The organism is Ruegeria sp. AH3 (assembly GCF_056536265.1).
Genome location: NZ_JBQFJL010000002.1, coordinates 479,557 through 496,892, shown reverse-complemented (window position 1 = coordinate 496,892; position 17,336 = coordinate 479,557). Strand labels below are relative to the sequence as shown.

19 protein-coding genes are annotated in these 17,336 nt (G+C 53.3%); 14 read left to right on the top strand and 5 right to left on the bottom strand.

Annotated elements, in window-relative coordinates; all coding sequences use genetic code 11:
• Positions 1 to 71: 71 nt before the first annotated feature.
• Entirely contained in the window at positions 72 to 1,382 is a 1,311-nt protein-coding gene (locus tag ACR3EM_RS19860; RefSeq protein WP_480472384.1) for a UDP-glucose dehydrogenase family protein, read from the top strand.
• A 24-nt stretch (positions 1,383 to 1,406) separates the two neighbouring features.
• Here ACR3EM_RS19860 and ACR3EM_RS19855 read toward each other — a convergent pair whose 3' ends face one another.
• From ACR3EM_RS19855 to ACR3EM_RS19840, 4 genes are all read right to left on the bottom strand, one after another.
• Positions 1,407 to 2,324: a glycosyltransferase gene (locus ACR3EM_RS19855; RefSeq protein WP_480472382.1), complete on the bottom strand. Its 918-nt coding sequence runs from the start codon at positions 2,322 to 2,324 to the stop codon at positions 1,407 to 1,409.
• A 389-nt stretch (positions 2,325 to 2,713) separates the two neighbouring features.
• The gene (gene rffA / locus ACR3EM_RS19850; protein WP_480472380.1) at positions 2,714 to 3,949 is read right to left on the bottom strand and encodes a dTDP-4-amino-4,6-dideoxygalactose transaminase; all 1,236 of its coding nucleotides are present in this window, start codon (positions 3,947 to 3,949) and stop codon (positions 2,714 to 2,716) included.
• Between the two features lie 306 nt (positions 3,950 to 4,255).
• Complete coding sequence (locus ACR3EM_RS19845) at positions 4,256 to 5,611, bottom strand: hypothetical protein (RefSeq protein WP_480472378.1); 1,356 nt, start codon at positions 5,609 to 5,611, stop codon at positions 4,256 to 4,258.
• A 75-nt stretch (positions 5,612 to 5,686) separates the two neighbouring features.
• Positions 5,687 to 6,283: a polysaccharide biosynthesis/export family protein gene (locus tag ACR3EM_RS19840; RefSeq protein ID WP_480472376.1), complete on the bottom strand. Its 597-nt coding sequence runs from the start codon at positions 6,281 to 6,283 to the stop codon at positions 5,687 to 5,689.
• 301 nt (positions 6,284 to 6,584) lie between these two features.
• On the opposite strand from ACR3EM_RS19840, the gene ACR3EM_RS19835 reads away from it, so the two are divergent.
• The 11 genes from ACR3EM_RS19835 (at position 6,585) to ACR3EM_RS19785 (ending at position 14,360) form a co-directional block, all read left to right on the top strand.
• Positions 6,585 to 6,797 carry a hypothetical protein gene (locus tag ACR3EM_RS19835; protein ID WP_480472374.1) on the top strand — a complete coding sequence of 71 codons (213 nt, stop codon included), beginning with the start codon at positions 6,585 to 6,587 and terminating at the stop codon, positions 6,795 to 6,797.
• A gap of 355 nt (positions 6,798 to 7,152) precedes the next feature.
• Positions 7,153 to 8,256: a Gfo/Idh/MocA family protein gene (locus ACR3EM_RS19830; RefSeq protein WP_480472372.1), complete on the top strand. Its 1,104-nt coding sequence runs from the start codon at positions 7,153 to 7,155 to the stop codon at positions 8,254 to 8,256.
• 2 nt (positions 8,257 to 8,258) lie between these two features.
• Entirely contained in the window at positions 8,259 to 9,128 is an 870-nt protein-coding gene (locus tag ACR3EM_RS19825; protein ID WP_480472370.1) for a hypothetical protein, read from the top strand.
• Positions 9,128 to 9,934, top strand: a complete 807-nt coding sequence (locus ACR3EM_RS19820; RefSeq protein WP_480472368.1) for a WecB/TagA/CpsF family glycosyltransferase — start codon at positions 9,128 to 9,130, stop codon at positions 9,932 to 9,934. Before ACR3EM_RS19825 ends, ACR3EM_RS19820 begins: the two co-directional genes overlap by 1 nt.
• Positions 9,935 to 9,936: 2 nt before the next feature.
• Entirely contained in the window at positions 9,937 to 10,821 is an 885-nt protein-coding gene (locus ACR3EM_RS19815) for a glycosyltransferase family 2 protein (RefSeq protein ID WP_480472366.1), read from the top strand.
• Positions 10,818 to 11,834 (top strand): UDP-glucose 4-epimerase GalE, encoded by a 1,017-nt coding sequence (gene galE, locus ACR3EM_RS19810; protein ID WP_480472364.1) that lies wholly within the window; start codon positions 10,818 to 10,820, stop codon positions 11,832 to 11,834. The genes ACR3EM_RS19815 and galE overlap by 4 nt, the downstream gene beginning before the upstream one ends.
• A gap of 164 nt (positions 11,835 to 11,998) precedes the next feature.
• Positions 11,999 to 12,151, top strand: a complete 153-nt coding sequence (locus ACR3EM_RS19805) for a hypothetical protein (RefSeq protein ID WP_480472362.1) — start codon at positions 11,999 to 12,001, stop codon at positions 12,149 to 12,151.
• Positions 12,152 to 12,467: 316 nt separating this feature from the next.
• Positions 12,468 to 12,698 carry a UbiA family prenyltransferase gene (locus ACR3EM_RS19800; RefSeq protein ID WP_480472360.1) on the top strand — a complete coding sequence of 77 codons (231 nt, stop codon included), beginning with the start codon at positions 12,468 to 12,470 and terminating at the stop codon, positions 12,696 to 12,698.
• Positions 12,668 to 12,880: a hypothetical protein gene (locus tag ACR3EM_RS19795; RefSeq protein WP_480472358.1), complete on the top strand. Its 213-nt coding sequence runs from the start codon at positions 12,668 to 12,670 to the stop codon at positions 12,878 to 12,880. The genes ACR3EM_RS19800 and ACR3EM_RS19795 overlap by 31 nt, the downstream gene beginning before the upstream one ends.
• A gap of 89 nt (positions 12,881 to 12,969) precedes the next feature.
• Positions 12,970 to 13,395: a GtrA family protein gene (locus tag ACR3EM_RS19790; protein ID WP_480472356.1), complete on the top strand. Its 426-nt coding sequence runs from the start codon at positions 12,970 to 12,972 to the stop codon at positions 13,393 to 13,395.
• Positions 13,392 to 14,360, top strand: a complete 969-nt coding sequence (locus tag ACR3EM_RS19785) for an FAD-binding oxidoreductase (RefSeq protein ID WP_480472354.1) — start codon at positions 13,392 to 13,394, stop codon at positions 14,358 to 14,360. Before ACR3EM_RS19790 ends, ACR3EM_RS19785 begins: the two co-directional genes overlap by 4 nt.
• A 14-nt stretch (positions 14,361 to 14,374) precedes the next feature.
• On the opposite strand, the gene ACR3EM_RS19780 is transcribed toward ACR3EM_RS19785, so the two are convergent.
• Entirely contained in the window at positions 14,375 to 14,557 is a 183-nt protein-coding gene (locus ACR3EM_RS19780; RefSeq protein ID WP_480472352.1) for a hypothetical protein, read from the bottom strand.
• A 180-nt stretch (positions 14,558 to 14,737) separates the two neighbouring features.
• On the opposite strand from ACR3EM_RS19780, the gene ACR3EM_RS19775 reads away from it, so the two are divergent.
• Both ACR3EM_RS19775 and ACR3EM_RS19770 read left to right on the top strand, forming a co-directional pair.
• A complete protein-coding gene (locus ACR3EM_RS19775; RefSeq protein WP_480472350.1) occupies positions 14,738 to 16,213 on the top strand; it encodes a hypothetical protein in 1,476 nt (491 codons plus the stop codon).
• 403 nt (positions 16,214 to 16,616) lie between these two features.
• On the top strand, positions 16,617 to 17,309 hold the full coding sequence (locus ACR3EM_RS19770; RefSeq protein ID WP_480472348.1) for a sugar transferase: 693 nt from the start codon (positions 16,617 to 16,619) through the stop codon (positions 17,307 to 17,309).
• Positions 17,310 to 17,336 lie beyond the last annotated feature (27 nt).

Sequence of the window (17,336 nt, the reverse complement as noted above, 5' to 3'; positions counted from 1 at the left end):
AATATCCGTCGGGTTCGCGAACACGATAGGATGTGCCGGGCGGCAGCTCGTCAAGGAAAGGGATTCGAAGAATGCGTATTGCAATGATTGGCACCGGCTATGTCGGTCTGGTTTCGGGTGTGTGCTTTTCCGATTTCGGCCATGATGTGATCTGCGTCGACAAATCCGAACGCAAGATCGAGATGCTGCAGTCCGGAGAGGTGCCGATCTACGAGCCCGGTCTTGATGTGTTGATGGCCAAAAACGTGGCTGCCGGACGTTTGAGTTTCACCACAGATCTGGTCAGCGCTGTCGATGGTGCCGATGCGGTTTTCATCGCTGTAGGCACTCCGACACGGCGAGGTGACGGGCACGCGGACCTGACCTATGTCATGGCTGCGGCGGAAGAAATCGCGCAAGCCATCACCGACTACACCGTCGTCGTCACCAAATCGACCGTCCCGGTTGGCACTAACCGCAAGGTGCATTCGGTGGTTGCCGCGGCCAATCCAAAAGCCGAGTTCGACGTCGCCTCGAACCCCGAATTCCTGCGTGAAGGCGCTGCGATTGATGATTTCATGCGTCCGGACCGCGTGGTTGTCGGCGTCGAAAGCGAACGCGCCGCCGAGGTGATGGCTGAGATCTATCGCCCTCTCTACCTGCGTGACTTCCCGATCCTGACGACCGATCTGGAAAGTGCCGAGATGATCAAATACGCAGCCAACGCCTTTCTTGCGACCAAGATCACCTTCATCAATGAGATCGCGGGCCTCTGTGAACGCGCCGGAGGCGACGTCAAAGAAGTCGCACGCGGGATTGGTCTGGATGGGCGCATCGGTAACAAGTTTCTGCACGCCGGTCCGGGCTATGGCGGTTCGTGCTTCCCGAAAGACACCGCCGCTCTGGCTCGGATCGGTCAGGATCACGCTTATCCGATGCAGATTACCGAAACTGTCATGCGTGTGAATGATGAAGTGAAAAAGCGGATGATCGACAAAATCCGCGACGTCTGCGACGACAGCTTCAACGGCAAGACGGTTGCCGTCCTTGGAGTTACTTTCAAACCCAATACTGATGACATGCGCGATGCACCTTCGCTGACCATCGTTCCTGCTTTGATCGGCGGTGGTGCGCGTGTACGTGTGGTCGACCCTCAAGGCCGGTCAGAGGGGGAAGCACTGCTGCCCGGCGTCAGCTGGATGGACGATCCATATGAAGCCGCTAAAGATGCAGATGCGGTGGTTCTACTGACCGAATGGAACGAATTCCGCGCCCTCAACCTGAGCGAATTGGCCGAGACGATGAAATCCGCTCGAATGGTCGATCTGCGCAACATCTACTCGTCAGCGATGGTACTGAATGCAGGCTTTGACAGTTATGTGGGTGTTGGCGCCGGCGACTGATTGAGGTAGGCACTGCCCCTGGGGTCACGGAAGGCGACTAACCTCGCGCAGATGTTCGACGCGCCGCAGGAAGGTCTTTTCAAACGAATGCTCGGCTGCAAAGCGTGCCGCATTGCAGGCTTTGCTCAGAATGTCTTCTCGATTTTCGTGCAGACCCGCAACGACCTCAGCCATCTTGGCCGGTTTGCCCACCGGCACAGACCAGCCGCCGTCAGAGCGCGTCAGCACCCCTGAAAACGCCTCGTTATCGTATCCGACGATGGGAATCCCGCAAGACATCACCTCTGGGTAAGTGCTTGAAGGATCGCCTTGAACATGGGTGCATAAAAACAGATCCACGTTTTCACGCAGGAACGGAATCCAACCGTGACGGAAATCCATCGGCGGTAACAGAGACACTTTGTCCTGTAGCCCCAACCGCTGGATGTCACGGGCGATTTCTGCCTCCTGCGGTCCGCTGCCGACGATACTCATCTCAAAAGGCACGTCCTGTCGACGCAGCTCAGCGGCAACTTCGGGCAACCCAGCAGCGCCTTTCATTGGGATCAGCCGCCCGCCAAACGCCAGCCGAAGTGGGCGGCCTGAAAGTAGTGCAGCTGAACGCTCCGTCACCTCGTCAACCGAAATCACATCCTTGGACAGAACGCGATTATCAAAGAACAAAACCGCCGATGGGACGTGTTGCGCATAAACGTCATAAGTCGGCGCCCCGCTGCATTGCAAACCGGCCAATCGACGTAGCAGCTGCTGTCGGCGACGTTCTTCACCGCGGAGCCACAATAAACGTCGGGCATGGTGAAACGGTGCACCGGTCAGTTCTGCCGCAGCGATTTGCCGCTCCGTTTTAGGCGAATATTCCGTGGTGCAAACAAAAGGCACACCCACCGCCGAACAGGCATCCGCAATCGTGACATGCCAACTGGACAAAAAACCCAACGCCACAGCTGCCGTCCTCAGACGTGTTTCTAATGCTGCTTTCCCTTGCGGGTGAACTCCAAGGGTAAAGCCATTCTCTCGGGCTGCACCACAACGCGGTCCATATCGTCTGTAGGCGTCTCGTAAAGATCAACCAGCCCGCAAACCGAAGCCGGCTAGTGATTAGCAAAACACTGTGCACCTTCCGGATACTTCTGCGTCATAATCAGCCCACCATCCGGCGCGCGCTGCGCTTTTTAGCTGGAGAATAACAAAATTTCATTCGCTGCTGTCATAATTTGCGACGCAAGACACCTGAACCATCGAAATTCCAGACTATATAAATGTTTGAAATCAATAGGCTCTGTAAACGAGCCAAGCGCAAGATGAAACACGCGGCTTAGTGAACTCGAGCTTCAACCCAGCTTTTCAGGCAGACAGCGAATATTCTGAGCACTGAACCGAGCAGTTACGCCGTTTGTCAGATATTGGCGTGCCACATCGATCACTCGGTCAACTTCGACATTCATTCCGAAATACAGTGGTAGGCGTACCAATCTTGACGATGCGGAAACGGTCACCGCCAAGCTACCCGAAACGCGCCCATGAAGCCGTCCAGCAGGTGTGGAATGAAGCGGGACGTAATGAAATGGTGTTTCTATTCCGTGTCCCCGCATATGAGCAATGAAGGCTTTCTGGTCCTGAGCATCCCGGAGCAGCAAGAAGAACAGATGCCCATTGCCGCGACAATGTTCGGGAACGGTTGGCAATTCAATCCGTCCGATGCGCTCGAGATCGGCAAACCCTGCGCGATAACGGTCGCAAGTAGTAAGTCGATCTGCGCTCACCCGTTCAACCTGCTCAAGCTGCGCGAATAGCATGGCGGCAACAAGCTCGGAGGGTGTGTATGACGATCCGATATCGACCCAGGTATATTTATCGACAGCGCCTTCGAGGAACCGGGCGCGATTTGTACCTTTGTCGCGAATGATATCAGCCCGCTCGACAAGATCAGGTCGATTGACGGTCAATGCACCGCCCTCTCCCGAGGTGATATTCTTTGTTTCGTGAAAACTGAAAGTTGCCAAGTCAGCAAGGCTGCCACAAGGACGTCCATAATAAGACGACCCCAGCGCTTGCGCCGCATCTTCGACCAGAATTAACCCGTGGCTACGCGCAATCTCGGCCAGCGACACCATATCTGCTGGCACACCCGCGTAATGCACGGCGAAAATTGCTTTGGTGCGTTTGGTGACAGCAGCAGCAACGGCACTGGGATCAAGATTGAGCGTCCGAGGGTCGACATCAACGAATACCGGAACTGCCCCACGCAACACCACTGCATTGGCCGTGGATACAAAAGTGAACGATGGCATAATGACCTCGTCCCCGGGCACGAGATCGCACAGAATTGCAGCCATCTCCAGCGCGCCGGTACAGGAGTGAACCAAGAATGCCTCGAGAGAGCCGGTCAGTTCACGCAGACGCGCTTCGCATGCAACCGTGAATTGATCACCACCTGCAAGATGCCCATTTGCCAGAACCGTTTGAAGATAGTCAAATTCCCTGCCTGCCAAAGCAGGCACATTGAACCTTAGCGTCCTATCTTCTGCCAGTTTCTGATCCGCTTGAATGTTGGCATCTTTTGGCATCCGGACGACTGGTTATCCTACTCCATAGTATACTTAGGCTCATCAGAACCAGCTTCAGAGAAGCATAGAGTTTTTGACGCACACGCCAAAATCAACATAACGTTTGATAACATGTAAAACGAACAGCGTGACCAAAAAACTTCACAAAATCGACACAACGTGTGATTGTTCACATTCAGAGTGCACGATTAAAATACAATCCAACATCTCTGCGCCCACTGTTCACGATACAGAATTGATAAATTAGTCGTTTACAACTGAGCCTAGTGTATCGATTCCATCACTCTCGATCTATCGACGAAGAGATCATGGACGCCAGACAAAGCTCTTTCCGATACCGAAGAAAACCAGCGGGCTGGTTGCGCGATCAAGGCCGTCTTCATCGCGTACGCGATAGTCGATACCCGTATTCAGGCTCCAATCCTGACCAATATCATGACTGTAAACCGCACTGATCGCCGAAAACTCTACCCCAGTCGATGAATCCGTCGCTTCCGAAACAGCATAGAGGGCACGCAGCGAAAACTGCGAAAATGGTGTCAGACCCCAGATATAGCCCACATCGATCACCGTCGCAGCGAAGTATTCATCTTCGTCATCAGACAAGATTTCGCGACTCAAACGGACACGCAGAGTGTTTGGGCCATACTCCCTGTCAAAGGCGAGCGAACCAATTGCATCAATCGTGCCACTGGGGCGCCGCGCCGCGCCTAAAGTCGCAGCAAAGTCCCCGTCTGGCACCGCAAAACTACGACCCAGAAGGAATCGATCGAGACGGCCGGAAATTGTTCGGCTGGTATCAAGAAGCGCAGATGCAGAGCCGTTGGCAACATCATGTACCACTCCAACGCTACCGATTAGGCCGGATTCGCTGGAGTCGCCAGAAATCACCTGTCGTTCGTCAATATCCGTGTATCCGATCGAGGCCTCAAGTCGGGTGAGAGCTGAAAATTCATGACGCAGACCCAAAGACACTGCATCGGTATCGCGCTCGGTCTCTTCATCGTCATCTTCTTCAAACCGTTCGATCGCATAATCAACACTGACCGTTGTGACCGGCGATAACGCGAGGGACAACCCAACATCACCACCAATCTGGTCGTTATCCACAAGCCCAGCATCTGTCGCATCCGTATATCGTAGGCCTGAACCGGCCAAACCGAAGCTGTACCCTACCAGATTCTGCCGCCCGCCATCGAACGAAAAGCCATAGGAATATTCGCTGCGCGTCCCTTCGCCCGTCAGATCCGAGAAATCTGAAGGCAATACAATAAAACCATCCTCATCCTCGAAATCGGACAATGACCGCAGCAATCCGATGTCAAACCGCAAGTAGTCGGCTTCCAATTCCAAGCCAGCATTTGCAGCCTCGCGAGTATATCCAAAACCCAGACGCGCATCGCCTATATCGAAACTGTCTTCCCTGTCTGGCAGATCCTGCAAGCGCAGGCCGGTGACTGCATCCAGCTCAATCGTTTGAGAGCGCGTTTCGCTGGAGAGACCAAAGGACAGTATCGTTGACGCAATGAAGCCGTTTCCCGGATCAGGTACATCAAGCGCAAGGTTGCGGCCATATTCAAAGCGTTCGGCGATGCCAAAACGCAGCTCCAGGCCACCTGGCTCAACCGGAATTTCCTGACCTTGTACTCCGCTCGCGGTCAAGGACGCTGCAATTATGACAACCGCACCTGACCGGTGGATCCTTTCGTCTTTAGTCACTGCCCCAACTTTCGCGTATTATTCAAACAAGCGTCGTTGCGGTACGACGACCACATCACCATCCACCAGACGTGTCGACGCACCCTGTCCGGTACCGTCCAAGATGGCATCGTAGTTGAACCGGAAAACCCGTTCGTTGCCTGCTTTATCGGTACGCCGCAACATGACGCGCTTGGTCGCGGCAAAGCGTGAGAATCCGCCCATTTCAGCAAAAAACTGCAACAGTGTCGTACCGGGTGGCACTTCGTAGCGCCCTGGCGAACCCGCTTCGCCCACCGCGTAAACCAGAATCGGATCGGGATCTTCGGCTTCGCCGATGGTAGCGATCGACACCGTCACAGTGGGCCGCGATGCAAAATTTGGCTCAAGCTGGGTGGCCAGAGAATCTTCGACCTGACCAACGCTTCGTCCGGCAACTGCAAGCTGACCGGCAAGGGGCAAGTTTATCCGACCATCAGGAAGAACAAGCACTTCATCGTTCAGGCTTGAGTCTTCCAATACGTTAATACTGAGGACATCTCCGGGCTGAATACGATAGCTGCTTTGCGCGAGTGCGGGTACGGCAACCAATGCACCGGCGATAAATGAAAAAAGCAGCGTAAATACGGGCCTCATAAGCCAAGTTCTCCCTAATACTATTCCTGCGCACACGTTCCCTCGACGCCATGTGTCTGACGAGCTGGACGGACCTTACCCCTGTGGCAATGCCACATTGCACGTGATTCGAGTCAAACGCTACAATTCGATTAAGAAAATGGTCACTTTCCCCCGCTACTACTTCCAAAAAGGCAACACTTGACCCCAGGGCAAGCCACGATGTTCTGCTTGAGGCATAATTTTGCCTCTTTTCCTGTGTTGAGTGTCAGAAATCGTCACTTGACTGACTCGCTATATCCGAAAAGAGGTTGACGCTTCGATGAGTGCAGGACTGATCTTCTCTGGAATTCTGCTCGGTGCATTGGCCGGATTTATCGGTCTTATTAGCGGCATGCCCATTTGGACCGCTTTTTTGATCTATAGCGGATTTGGGGCCCTTTGCGTTTTGACCGGCGCGATGATCCTTGCGACCAAAGCCCATGGCAATTCGGATCCGGAACGCGCGCTACCCATCGCACAACCGGATCGGTAGATAGCCAGAATTCGGTCAAGGGACTTAATATCGGTCCAATAGACCTGAATATTTTTTTGATAACGCGACCTCTGGAGCCAATTTAAGGGGGAAACAATAGAGGGTTAACGTCAGGATTGGACAAATATTGGACGGCCCTTCACCCAACAGCCTTGAAGAAGTTACGGGGAAATTGTTTAAGGTCCATGGATATGTTCAGAGTAAGTTTGATTTAAGTTTTATAGGTAGGAGATCATAGAAAATGTTCGCCGATCTCGGCGTTTGTTCAGTCGGTGCGCAATGTAGCCACAAATTATTCGTTTGGCACCGATCTAGTACTTCGTATTTTGTTCCCGATTGAAAAGGCCATGTATACATGGACAGGAATCTGAAAATTGCCGTTGTTGGCCTGGGTAAGATGGGCCTTTCCCATTATGCGCTCGTCAACGCCCATCCTGACACAGAAACCATTGCATGTGACGCCAGCGGATTCATGGTGGATGTTCTCAGCAAAAACACCACCGCAAAAATCTACAAGGATTATGACAGATTGCTGTCAGACGAAGCGCTGGACGCCGTCGTAATCGCCACGCCCTCTCGCGCCCATGGGCCGATGGTACGGGCAGCACTTGATAAAGGCTTACACGTCTTCTGCGAAAAACCCTTCTGCCTGGACTGGGAAGAAGGGCAACAGCTGTCCGATGTGGCACGCGCAAAGGGCTTGATCAACCAGGTCGGCTATCATTATCGCTATGTCGGTGCCTTTCGGGAACTGCATCGTATTCTGCAAAGTGGCGCCCTTGGAACGGTCACGCATGTGTTGGCCGAAGCCTACGGCCCTGTCGTGTTACGTCCGAAACGTCAAACCTGGCGCACCAAAAAATCTGAGGGTGGCGGATGCCTTTATGACTATGCGGCACATCCAATCAATCTGTTGAACTGGTGTTTCGGTGTCCCCGACACAGTCAGCGGCTCGGCAATGAATTCAGTCTTTTCGACCGATGTAGATGATGAGGTATTTAGTACGCTGCGCTGGACAGATGGACCGACAGCTCAGCTATCAGTAAACTGGTGCGATGAAAGTCATCGCAAGATGTCGACCAAAATCAGCGTCATAGGTACCAACGGGCGCGTGAATGCGGATCGTCAGGAATGCCAGCTTTACCTGCGCCAACCGGTCGATGCATTACCCGAGTACGAGGCTGGTTGGACCGTCCGCTATACCACCGGGTTGACCGATGAGGTCTGGTTCTACCTGCGAGGTGAAGAATATTCGGCGCAACTGGATGCTTTCATCAGCGCTATTCGGGACGGTGCTCCTAAAACCCACGAGAATGACTTTCAGTCTGGCGTCGAAACCGACCGAACTATGGCAATGATCATTCACAACAACGAAACCGGTGCGTCCGTGGGCGAGCCTCCCAAACCACGCGCCGCCGAACCGGCCAAGCGCGGCTGGTTCCGTCGGACGGGAGCGTGATCATGGATAAACTGCTGTTCGGCGACAATCAGTTCTTCGGCATCAACCACATGTCCGAAGAAAAAGCCCGCGCCCAAGCAATGCGGTTTCAGAAAACCGACGCGATCATGGACGTTCTGGATATCGCATATGATGCGGGCGTGCGCACCTTCATGTGCACCACTCACGACAGGATCTCTGAGATTGCAGATCGTGTTCGGGCCAATCCCTCCCGATACTCGGATTTCACGTTTTATCCATGCATGCCATATGCGCACAAATACGCAAATGCTGTCACCGAACATGGTATGATCGGCGCTTTGCGGCAGTTTATGCCCGATGACGGATTGTTTTCGACTGCACTGGCCGGAGGTAAAGCGCTGGCCACAAAAGAAGTCGATGGAATGGCAAAGGTTCTGATCGACATGGAGATGAAGATGTTTGCCGGGCTAAAAACCCCGGTCATCTTCGTTCAAAACGTTTTCACTGATCTACTGCTGGGGATGGGATTTACCCGCGCCTTGCGCATTTTCGACGATCACATCCGTGAAAAACACGGGGCCGAACCCGCCTATATAACGATGAACATGCCGATGTTGCTTCAGGCCCTGGAATCTGAAGGTATCAAGCGCCCGATCATATGTTCGAACATCAACAAGATCGGCTTTCGCATGTCGGGCGGTTATGATGCCTATCTCGAAGCGCTCAAATCAGGCCGGGTCCGGGCCATCGCCATGTCTGTCTATGCGTCTGGGGCCATCCCTGCCGAAGAAGCGATTGAGTGGATCGCGGGCCTTCCGGGGGTTGAAGCGCTGGTTTTTGGAGCGTCCAGCGCAGGTAACATCCGCCATACGAAACAGTTGGTGGATCATTACATGGGAGAGGTCGAGTGATGGCTGACGGAACATCGATCGGTATGACCGAAGGGGCCACTGGCCACGATTATCCTCGGGTCGACGTGCTGAATGTCTACGTCCATGACATTTCCATGGACGATCTCGTCAAGAACTTCAACGAAGGCACGATCCTGACCTTGCACGTCGACATGATCATGAAGCTGCAAAAGGATCGCGAGTTTCTTGAGATTTTCGACAAGTTCGACGTAATCACTTGCGACAGCCAGATTCTGTATTTCGCAACCAAATTTCTTGGAACCCCGGTGTCTGAGCGGGTCTCGGGGTCAGACTATTTTCCAAAATTCTATATGCACCACAAGGACAACCCGGACGTGACCGTGTTCCTGTGCGGCGGCAAGCCAGGGATCGCTGACATCGCGGCCGAACGCATAAACGCCAAGACAGGGCGTCAGTTTGTTGTGGGAACAGATGCCCCGCCCTTTGATTATGAAAACGACCCCGCCGAAATCGATCGAATGATCGAACGGATCAACGACTCCGGCGCGAGTGTTCTATTGGTGGGCCTTGGCGGTGGGCGTCAGGAAAAGTTTATCATGAAATACCGCGACCGAATGCCCAACATACGGCTGTTTTTGCCGTTGGGCGGAACCATTGACTATGAGGCGGGCACCTTCCAGCGCCCACCATCATGGATCACCGAATGGGGATTCGAATGGCTCTATCGTCTAGTCAAAGAACCACGGCAGCGTTGGCATCGGTATGTCGTGCACGAACCACCTGTGTTGTGGGCACTGCTCAAACAAAAACTCGGGGTCTATCGTGATCCTTTTGGCGACAAGTAGCGATGCCTTCCGAGCAAATCATATTGTCCGGCGAGGATTGGAGCACGACTGACCCAGACGCCATCCTGAGCGTCAATATCGCTGCCCATAATGAAGAGGGGTATATCGGCGACTGCCTGAACGCTCTGTTGCAACAGGATCAAACCGCTGGGCGTGTTGAGGTCATAGTCGCCGCAAACGCCTGCACTGACCGGACTGTCGAGATTGTCTCGAACTATGGAGCACGTTTCGAGGATCGCAACTGGCGGCTGGTGCTGCTCAAAATCGACGAGCCGGGCAAGCCCAACGCATTCAATCAGGGTGACATGGTCAAGACAGGTTGCTCGACAATCTATCTGGATGCCGATGTGCGCTGCGATCCGGAGTTATTGGGACAGTTGCGCGCGGTTCTGGATCAGCCGCGACCGCTCTACGCGACGGGCACTTTGCAGGTAGCCCCGCCGACAACATGGGTCACGCGTCGATATTCAGATTTCTGGGTTCGTCTGCCATTCCTGCGCGGGGGGGCCGTTGGGGCCGGCGTCTTCTCGGTAAACGCGGAAGGCAGGAAATGTTGGGGGCAATTCCCTGACATAATTTCGGATGATACGTTTGTACGGCTGAGCTTTTCACCCGACCAACGGGTCGAAGTGCCTGCCAAATATCACTGGCCCATGGTCGAAGGCTTTCGCAACCTTATCCGTGTCCGACGCCGACAGGATGCAGGTGTGGAAGAAATCCGCCGCCTATACCCCGAACTCATGCGCAATGACACCAAACAACCACTGACCATAGCGGAACTTCTGCGTTTGATATTCGAAGCGCCTATTAGCTTTATGGTCTATTTGACGTTACAAATCTTTGTTCGCATGGGACCCAGCACTATGGAATGGACCCGTGGACGATGACTGAAGCCAACAAAAAACGTGTTCTGTTGACTGGTGGTGCAGGCTTCATCGGGTCGCACACTTATGTGGCCCTAAACGAGGCTGGCTATGACGTCTGGATTCTGGACAACTTCGCAAATGCGCGCAGGGACGTACCCGACAGGCTGGCGAAGATCACCGAAAACCCCACGCGCGTTTTTGATTGTGATATTCGAAACGCCGCCGAGGTAACGCAGGTATTTGCAGCCGGTAGGTTCGATGCGGTCGTACATTTCGCCGCTCTCAAAAGCGTACCTGAGAGTCAAAGCAACCCGATGGGCTATTTTGAGACGAATTGCATCGGTCTCTACAACATTGCGTCTGCAATGAAGGCGCATAACGTTAAGCACATAGTGTTCTCATCCAGCGCAGCGATTTACGGCAACCCGGAAACGATGCCCATCGCCGAGGAAACTCCAGCCTCACCTCAGAGCGTCTATGCGCAGACAAAATGTGTGGGTGAGGAGTTTCTAACAAGCCTTGCCAATGCATCGCCCGAACTGCGGATTGGCATCCTGCGCTATTTCAACCCAGTAGGTGCACATCCATCGGGCTTGATCGGCGAAGACCCAAGCCAGCCGCCAACCAACCTGGTGCCGGTCATCGCGCAGGTCGCGCTAGGACAGATGATCGAGCTCAAGATCTTTGGCGGCGATTACCCGACCCCTGACGGCACAGGAATCCGCGATTACATACACGTCCTCGATCTGGCGCGGGGTCATGTTCTGTCGCTTGACGCATTGTTCGGTGAAACTGGCAATCACTGTGTCAATCTGGGGACAGGTATGGGTTACAGTGTATTGGATGTCGTCAAGACCTATGAACAGGTGTCTGGCCGCCCTATTGCTTATCAAATCACGGAACGTCGCGATGGTGATCCTGCGATCTCCTGCGCCGCAATCGAACGAGCCAAGGCAATCCTTGGCTTCAAAGCACAACTTGATCTCGAAGATATGTGCACCGGCAATTGGCGCTTTTTGACGGAGGCGGATTAGATGACAAGTCAGGCGGCTCTCTCGAACAGCGAAGGAACCTAGTCTGTCGATCCGGTTCGGGTTGTCGATCTGGATGGAACCCTGATCGCATCAGATATGCTGCACGAAACTTTCTGGTCTGCACTCTCGCAGGACTCGAGCACATTGTTCGCAGGCCCCTTGCATTGATCAAAGGTCAGGCCGCATTGAAAGCGGCTCTGCAAGACAAAGGTCAGGTTCAGGTCGATGCTTTGCCCTACGATCGAGAAGTCATGGACTATATCAAATCCTGGCGCGACGCGGGAAAGAAGGTGGCATTGGTGACCGCCTCGGACTAGCGCATCGCAGACCAGATTGCGACCCCTATCGGCCTGTTAGATTAGGTTTACGGCTCGGAAGGGGAAGTAAGTCTGAAGGGCTGCAACAAGGCCAGCTTTCTTCAACAAAAAATATGGGGCGAACGGCTTTGCCTATATTGGCGACAGCAGCGCCGATCTGGCGGCCACAGTAAACGCCTCGGATGCGGCAGGTGGCAAAGTGGCTCGTCTAGGCTGCACCATTGAACATCTGATAACCGGTACCGTTTCACGCAGGGCCCATCTCAAAGCGCTACGCTCGCATCAATGGCTCAAGAGTATCCTAGTGTTTCTGCCGATGATCGCCGCGCAAAATTTTGCGCCCGAGATAATCGGCGACAGCCTGCTCGCCTTTATGTCCTTTTGTCTGATCGCTTCGAGCGTCTATGTCGTAAATGATCTACTGGACCTCAAGGCCGATCGCGCGCATCCCCGAAAGCGCAATCGCCCCTTTGCGTCGGGTGCAATCCCGGTTTCGCATGGGCTTTGGATGGCTTGTTGTTTGGTGGTTTTTTTCTGGCCGCCTTGACCAATCTGGCGTTCTTCGGGGTGATGCTGATCTATTTCGGGATCACCACCGCATATTCCATCACGCTGAAACGCAAACTTATTGTTGGTGTTTGTATGCTTGCCGGTCTCTATACCGTACGGATCGTCGCAGGCGGGGTTGCTATTGGAACCGTATTGTCGATGTTGCTGCTCGCATTTTGATCTTTCTCTTTTTCTCTCTGGCGGCTGTCAAACGACAGGCAGATCCGCTTTCTGTTGATTGCCGCGCTGGCGTTAGGAGGCACCGTATTGTGAGTTTGCGAACGCTCATTCTACGTTATTCCTTCTTTGCTGTCCTCGCGACGCTCGCCAACCTTGGAGCACAACGGGTCGTTTTCGCCACTATCGGCGATAACGCGTTGATCCCCGCGATTCTGGTTGGAACCGCAGTAGGGCTGGTGCTGAAGTACGTTCTGGACAAGCGTTGGATCTTCTACGACCTGGGTGCAGGCGTGTCCGACCACAGCAAGAAGTTTTCGGCCTATACCGCGATGGGGATTGTCACCACCGCAATCTTCTGGGGTATGGAAACGGCATTCTGGTTGATCTGGCAAACCGACCTCATGCGAGAGCTTGGGGCCGTTCTGGGTTTGGCGATTGGGTACGTTGTGAAATTCAATCTGGATCGTCGGTTTGTCTTCACCGATTCTTCGCTTTCGATCGGAGCTTCCAGATGAAGCTTTCTGGATGGGGAAACTACCCGGTGGTCGACTGCGATATCAGTAAACCCCGCAACGAAGACGAGGTGCGACAGGCCGTGATGGCATCAAACGCCATCGCCAGAGGAAACGGACGCGCATATGGCGACAGCGCGCTAAGCCGCACCAATACGATCGAAATGCGCAAGCTCAATCACATGCTGTCATTCGATCCCAAGAGCGGCCAGTTGATTGCCGAAGCTGGTGTCTTGCTGTCCGATATCATCGCAGCTTTCTTGCCCCGCGGTTGGTTTCCGGCGGTGACACCGGGCACCCGTTTCGTAAGTTTGGGCGGGATGGTGGCTGCCGATGTGCACGGTAAGAACCACCATATCTATGGATCATTCGGGAACTGTATTGACTGGCTCGACGTGATGATCGCCGATGGTACGGTGACGCGATGTTCCCGCAACGAGAATTCCGAGCTGTTCGAGTGGACGATTGGCGGGATGGGCCTGACAGGCGTGATCCTACGCGTCGCATTGCGGCTGCGACCCGTGGAGACCGGCTGGATCCGGCAAACAACCCACGTCGCGCAGAACCTCGATGCGGCGATTGATCTTTTCGAGGGATCTCTCGATGCCACCTATTCGGTCGCATGGATCGATTGCCTAAGCACTGGCGACGCTTTGGGGCGGTCTCTGGTTATGCTGGGGAAACGTGCAACGTGGGATGAATTACCCGGCAAGCACAGCACGAACCCCTTCCCTTCCGTTGCCGCCCAAAAACTGAGGGTTCCATTCAACTTCCCGGGCTTTTGTTTGAACAAGTATTCTGTCCGGGCGTTTAACGCGCTTTATTACTGGAACGGTCAACGTGGCAGCGCGACCAGCTATGTGAACTGGAACAGCTACTTTTACCCGCTGGACTCGATCATGGATTGGAACCGGATATATGGGCGCAAAGGCTTTGCCTCGGTACAATCAGAAAGGCTGAAACTATGAGCAATGGTCCGGTCCTAATCCTTGGCGCGCGCTCCGATATCGCCCTTGCGACTGCCCACAGCTACGCGGCGCTTGGACATCCCATTCAACTGGCCGCCCGTAATTCGGAATCCCTGATCACCGCCAAAGAAGACCTTGAGATCAGGTATCAAGTTCAAGTCACTCTGCACGATTTCGATGTGCTTAACCTCGGCCATCGTCCGCGCGACCGCAAAACGCAAGAACGTGATTTATTTGAAACCCATTTGGGCGCTGGTCATGACCGTGATACGTTGCATTCCCGAACTATTGTCAAGAAGATGTGCATCTAAATCCGGCACCTCACTAGCCGCCCAACAGCCCTAGCAGCGTATCAGCTCGCGAAAGACAGAACTCCAATGCCAAATCTATTCGCACATTTTGTTCTGTACTCGTTCCCAGTTGTGGCTTTGATCTTGTTCCTGAATTTGGAACGAAACAAAGCCATCATCCTGACCATCATTGCCGGTTACCTATTCCTGCCGAACGAGGTTGAGTTGGACCTGCCGCTTTTGCCCGTGATCGACAAATCGCTTCTGCCTGCGCTGACCGCTCTTGTTTTGTCTGTCGTTCTGAAAGACAGGCCAACCAATTCTTCTGGTGCAACAATCACTGCCGATGACAAATATGTTGCGCATTCGACATCTAAGTTTGGCACGAACACCGTCCTAGCCCTGATAATCGTTATGTGTTTAGCTGCGTTCGGCACCGTTCTGACCAATCAAGCGCCTGTGCAAATCGGGCCAATATTCTTACCTGCACTACGCATCTATGATGCGTTTTCGATCATCCTAAGCTCACTGACGATGGTTATACCTTATGTATTGGGTTGGAGATATCTTAGATCAGCAACAGATCATCGGTTGCTGCTTGGTCTGCTGGCGTTTGCCGGGCTGCTCTACTCACTGCCATCACTTTTTGAAGTTCGTATGAGCCCGCAATTGAATGTATGGATCTACGGCTTCTTCCCACATGCCTTTGACCAACACATTAGAGCCGGAGGGTTTCGCCCACTTGTCTTTCTTACCCATGGACTGGTTTTGGGCATATATTTCTCTGTGGCCACCATTGCCTGTGCGGCAATGTTGAGGCGTTCAAAACTTGCTGCGTCCAACTCGCTCATCTGGTCTCTGGCATTGGTCTGGATGTTGATGGCGTTGTTTTTTGTGAAATCCTTGGGTGCGCTGATGATTACACTGGTGTTGCTACCGTTTGTTCTGTTGGCAAGCAGTCGCACCATGATGCGAGTGGCAACCACTATCGGAGTCATTGTGTTGATTTTCCCAATGCTGCGCAGTCTGGGTTGGATACCCATCGAGCATATATCAGAGCTCGCAAACACTATTGATCCCGAACGTGCAGCCTCTTTTGATTTTCGCATCGCAAACGAAAATCTCCTCTTAGATCGCGCACAAGAAAAACCGCTTCTCGGATGGGGCGGCTATGACCGAAACGCGTTATTTGATCCCGAGACTGGTCGAAACATCGTCATAATTGACGGTATATGGGTGGCGTTTTTCGGGCATTTTGGCTGGCTTGGTTACATAACTCGCTTCGGATTGTTAACATTCCCCTTGTTCTTCTGGATGTCAAAAGGACTTCCAAGGCCGATACCTTATGCCACTGCGGGTCTGAGCCTCGCGTTGGCTGCAAACCTCGTTGATCTTATTCCGAACTCAGGCCTTACGCCTATTACGTGGCTGATAGCCGGTTCTTTGACCGGATACGTTACCAGCAGGCAATTTCAGACTGAGCAGGTTGCTGACACAGCAGATATCGCCTCACAGCACGCCGCGTCGCAATATCCGCTCAACATCCGTAAGAAACGCGTCTGAGATAAGAATGAACCAAGAACTTTGACATGCGATACCGCGCAACCGAATCTTTGTGCCCATCAGCTTTATGGCGATTTCAGGCCCACCAAGAGGAATAAAGCACGGGTTTCCAGCATGCTTGGATCAACCATAACACGAGGCAAGCCATCTATCTGGAAACAATGCGGCAGTTCGGACAAAACTTACTACCTATGAAGACAAGAATTCACCTTTTTTGTGGCAATGCACATTTGTAGAGTTCGTTAAGATAGTGTAAACATGAATCGTGAGCAATCATGCTGGCTTGATCCGGATACGAATGCTCATATATGTGTAAGTGTTGCTGGGTCACGTTGTTTTGAATGGCTTGGTGTGTGTCAGGTAGGTGAGGCCATATTTCGGCTTTGGTTTGAAAGTTAAAAAAATGACTATTCAGGATACGAGTATTCCCGGTAAGCGTGGTCACCGGAAAGTTGTTCAACAGACGGGTCGGAATTCGACCAACCCCACGCGAATTTACAAAAACCTGTTCAAGCGCGTCCTTGATGTGGCAATCGTGCTGCTCGCAATGCCGATTGTGCTGCCCATCGTTCTGGTGCTTGCAGCAATCGTCGCGACGGATGGCGCCAACCCGTTCTATGGGCAACGCCGTGTTGGCAAGAATGGGCGTATCTTCACCATGTGGAAGCTGCGCAGCATGGTCCCGAATGCACATGCTCTTCTGGAAGATTACCTGGCCAAGAACACCTTGGCGCGGCTGGAATGGGAACAGACTCAGAAGCTCAAGGATGATCCTCGGATCACGTCGTTTGGTCATATTCTGCGCAAAACATCCCTCGATGAGCTGCCGCAATTGTGGAACATACTCATCGGTGAGATGAGCTTAGTGGGTCCGCGCCCGATGATGCCGGAGCAGCGTGCTCTGTATCCGGGCAAAGCCTATTTCTCGCTACGCCCGGGTTTGACCGGCTCGTGGCAGGTATCCGAACGCAATGCGAGCACCTTCGCCAGCCGTGCCGACTTCGATACGTCGTATGCCGAAGACCTGACCCTAAAAACCGACATTGGTATTCTCTACGCAACCGTTGGTGTTGTCGTACGGGCAACGGGCTACTGACACGCCCCCCAAGAACCAGTGATCAAG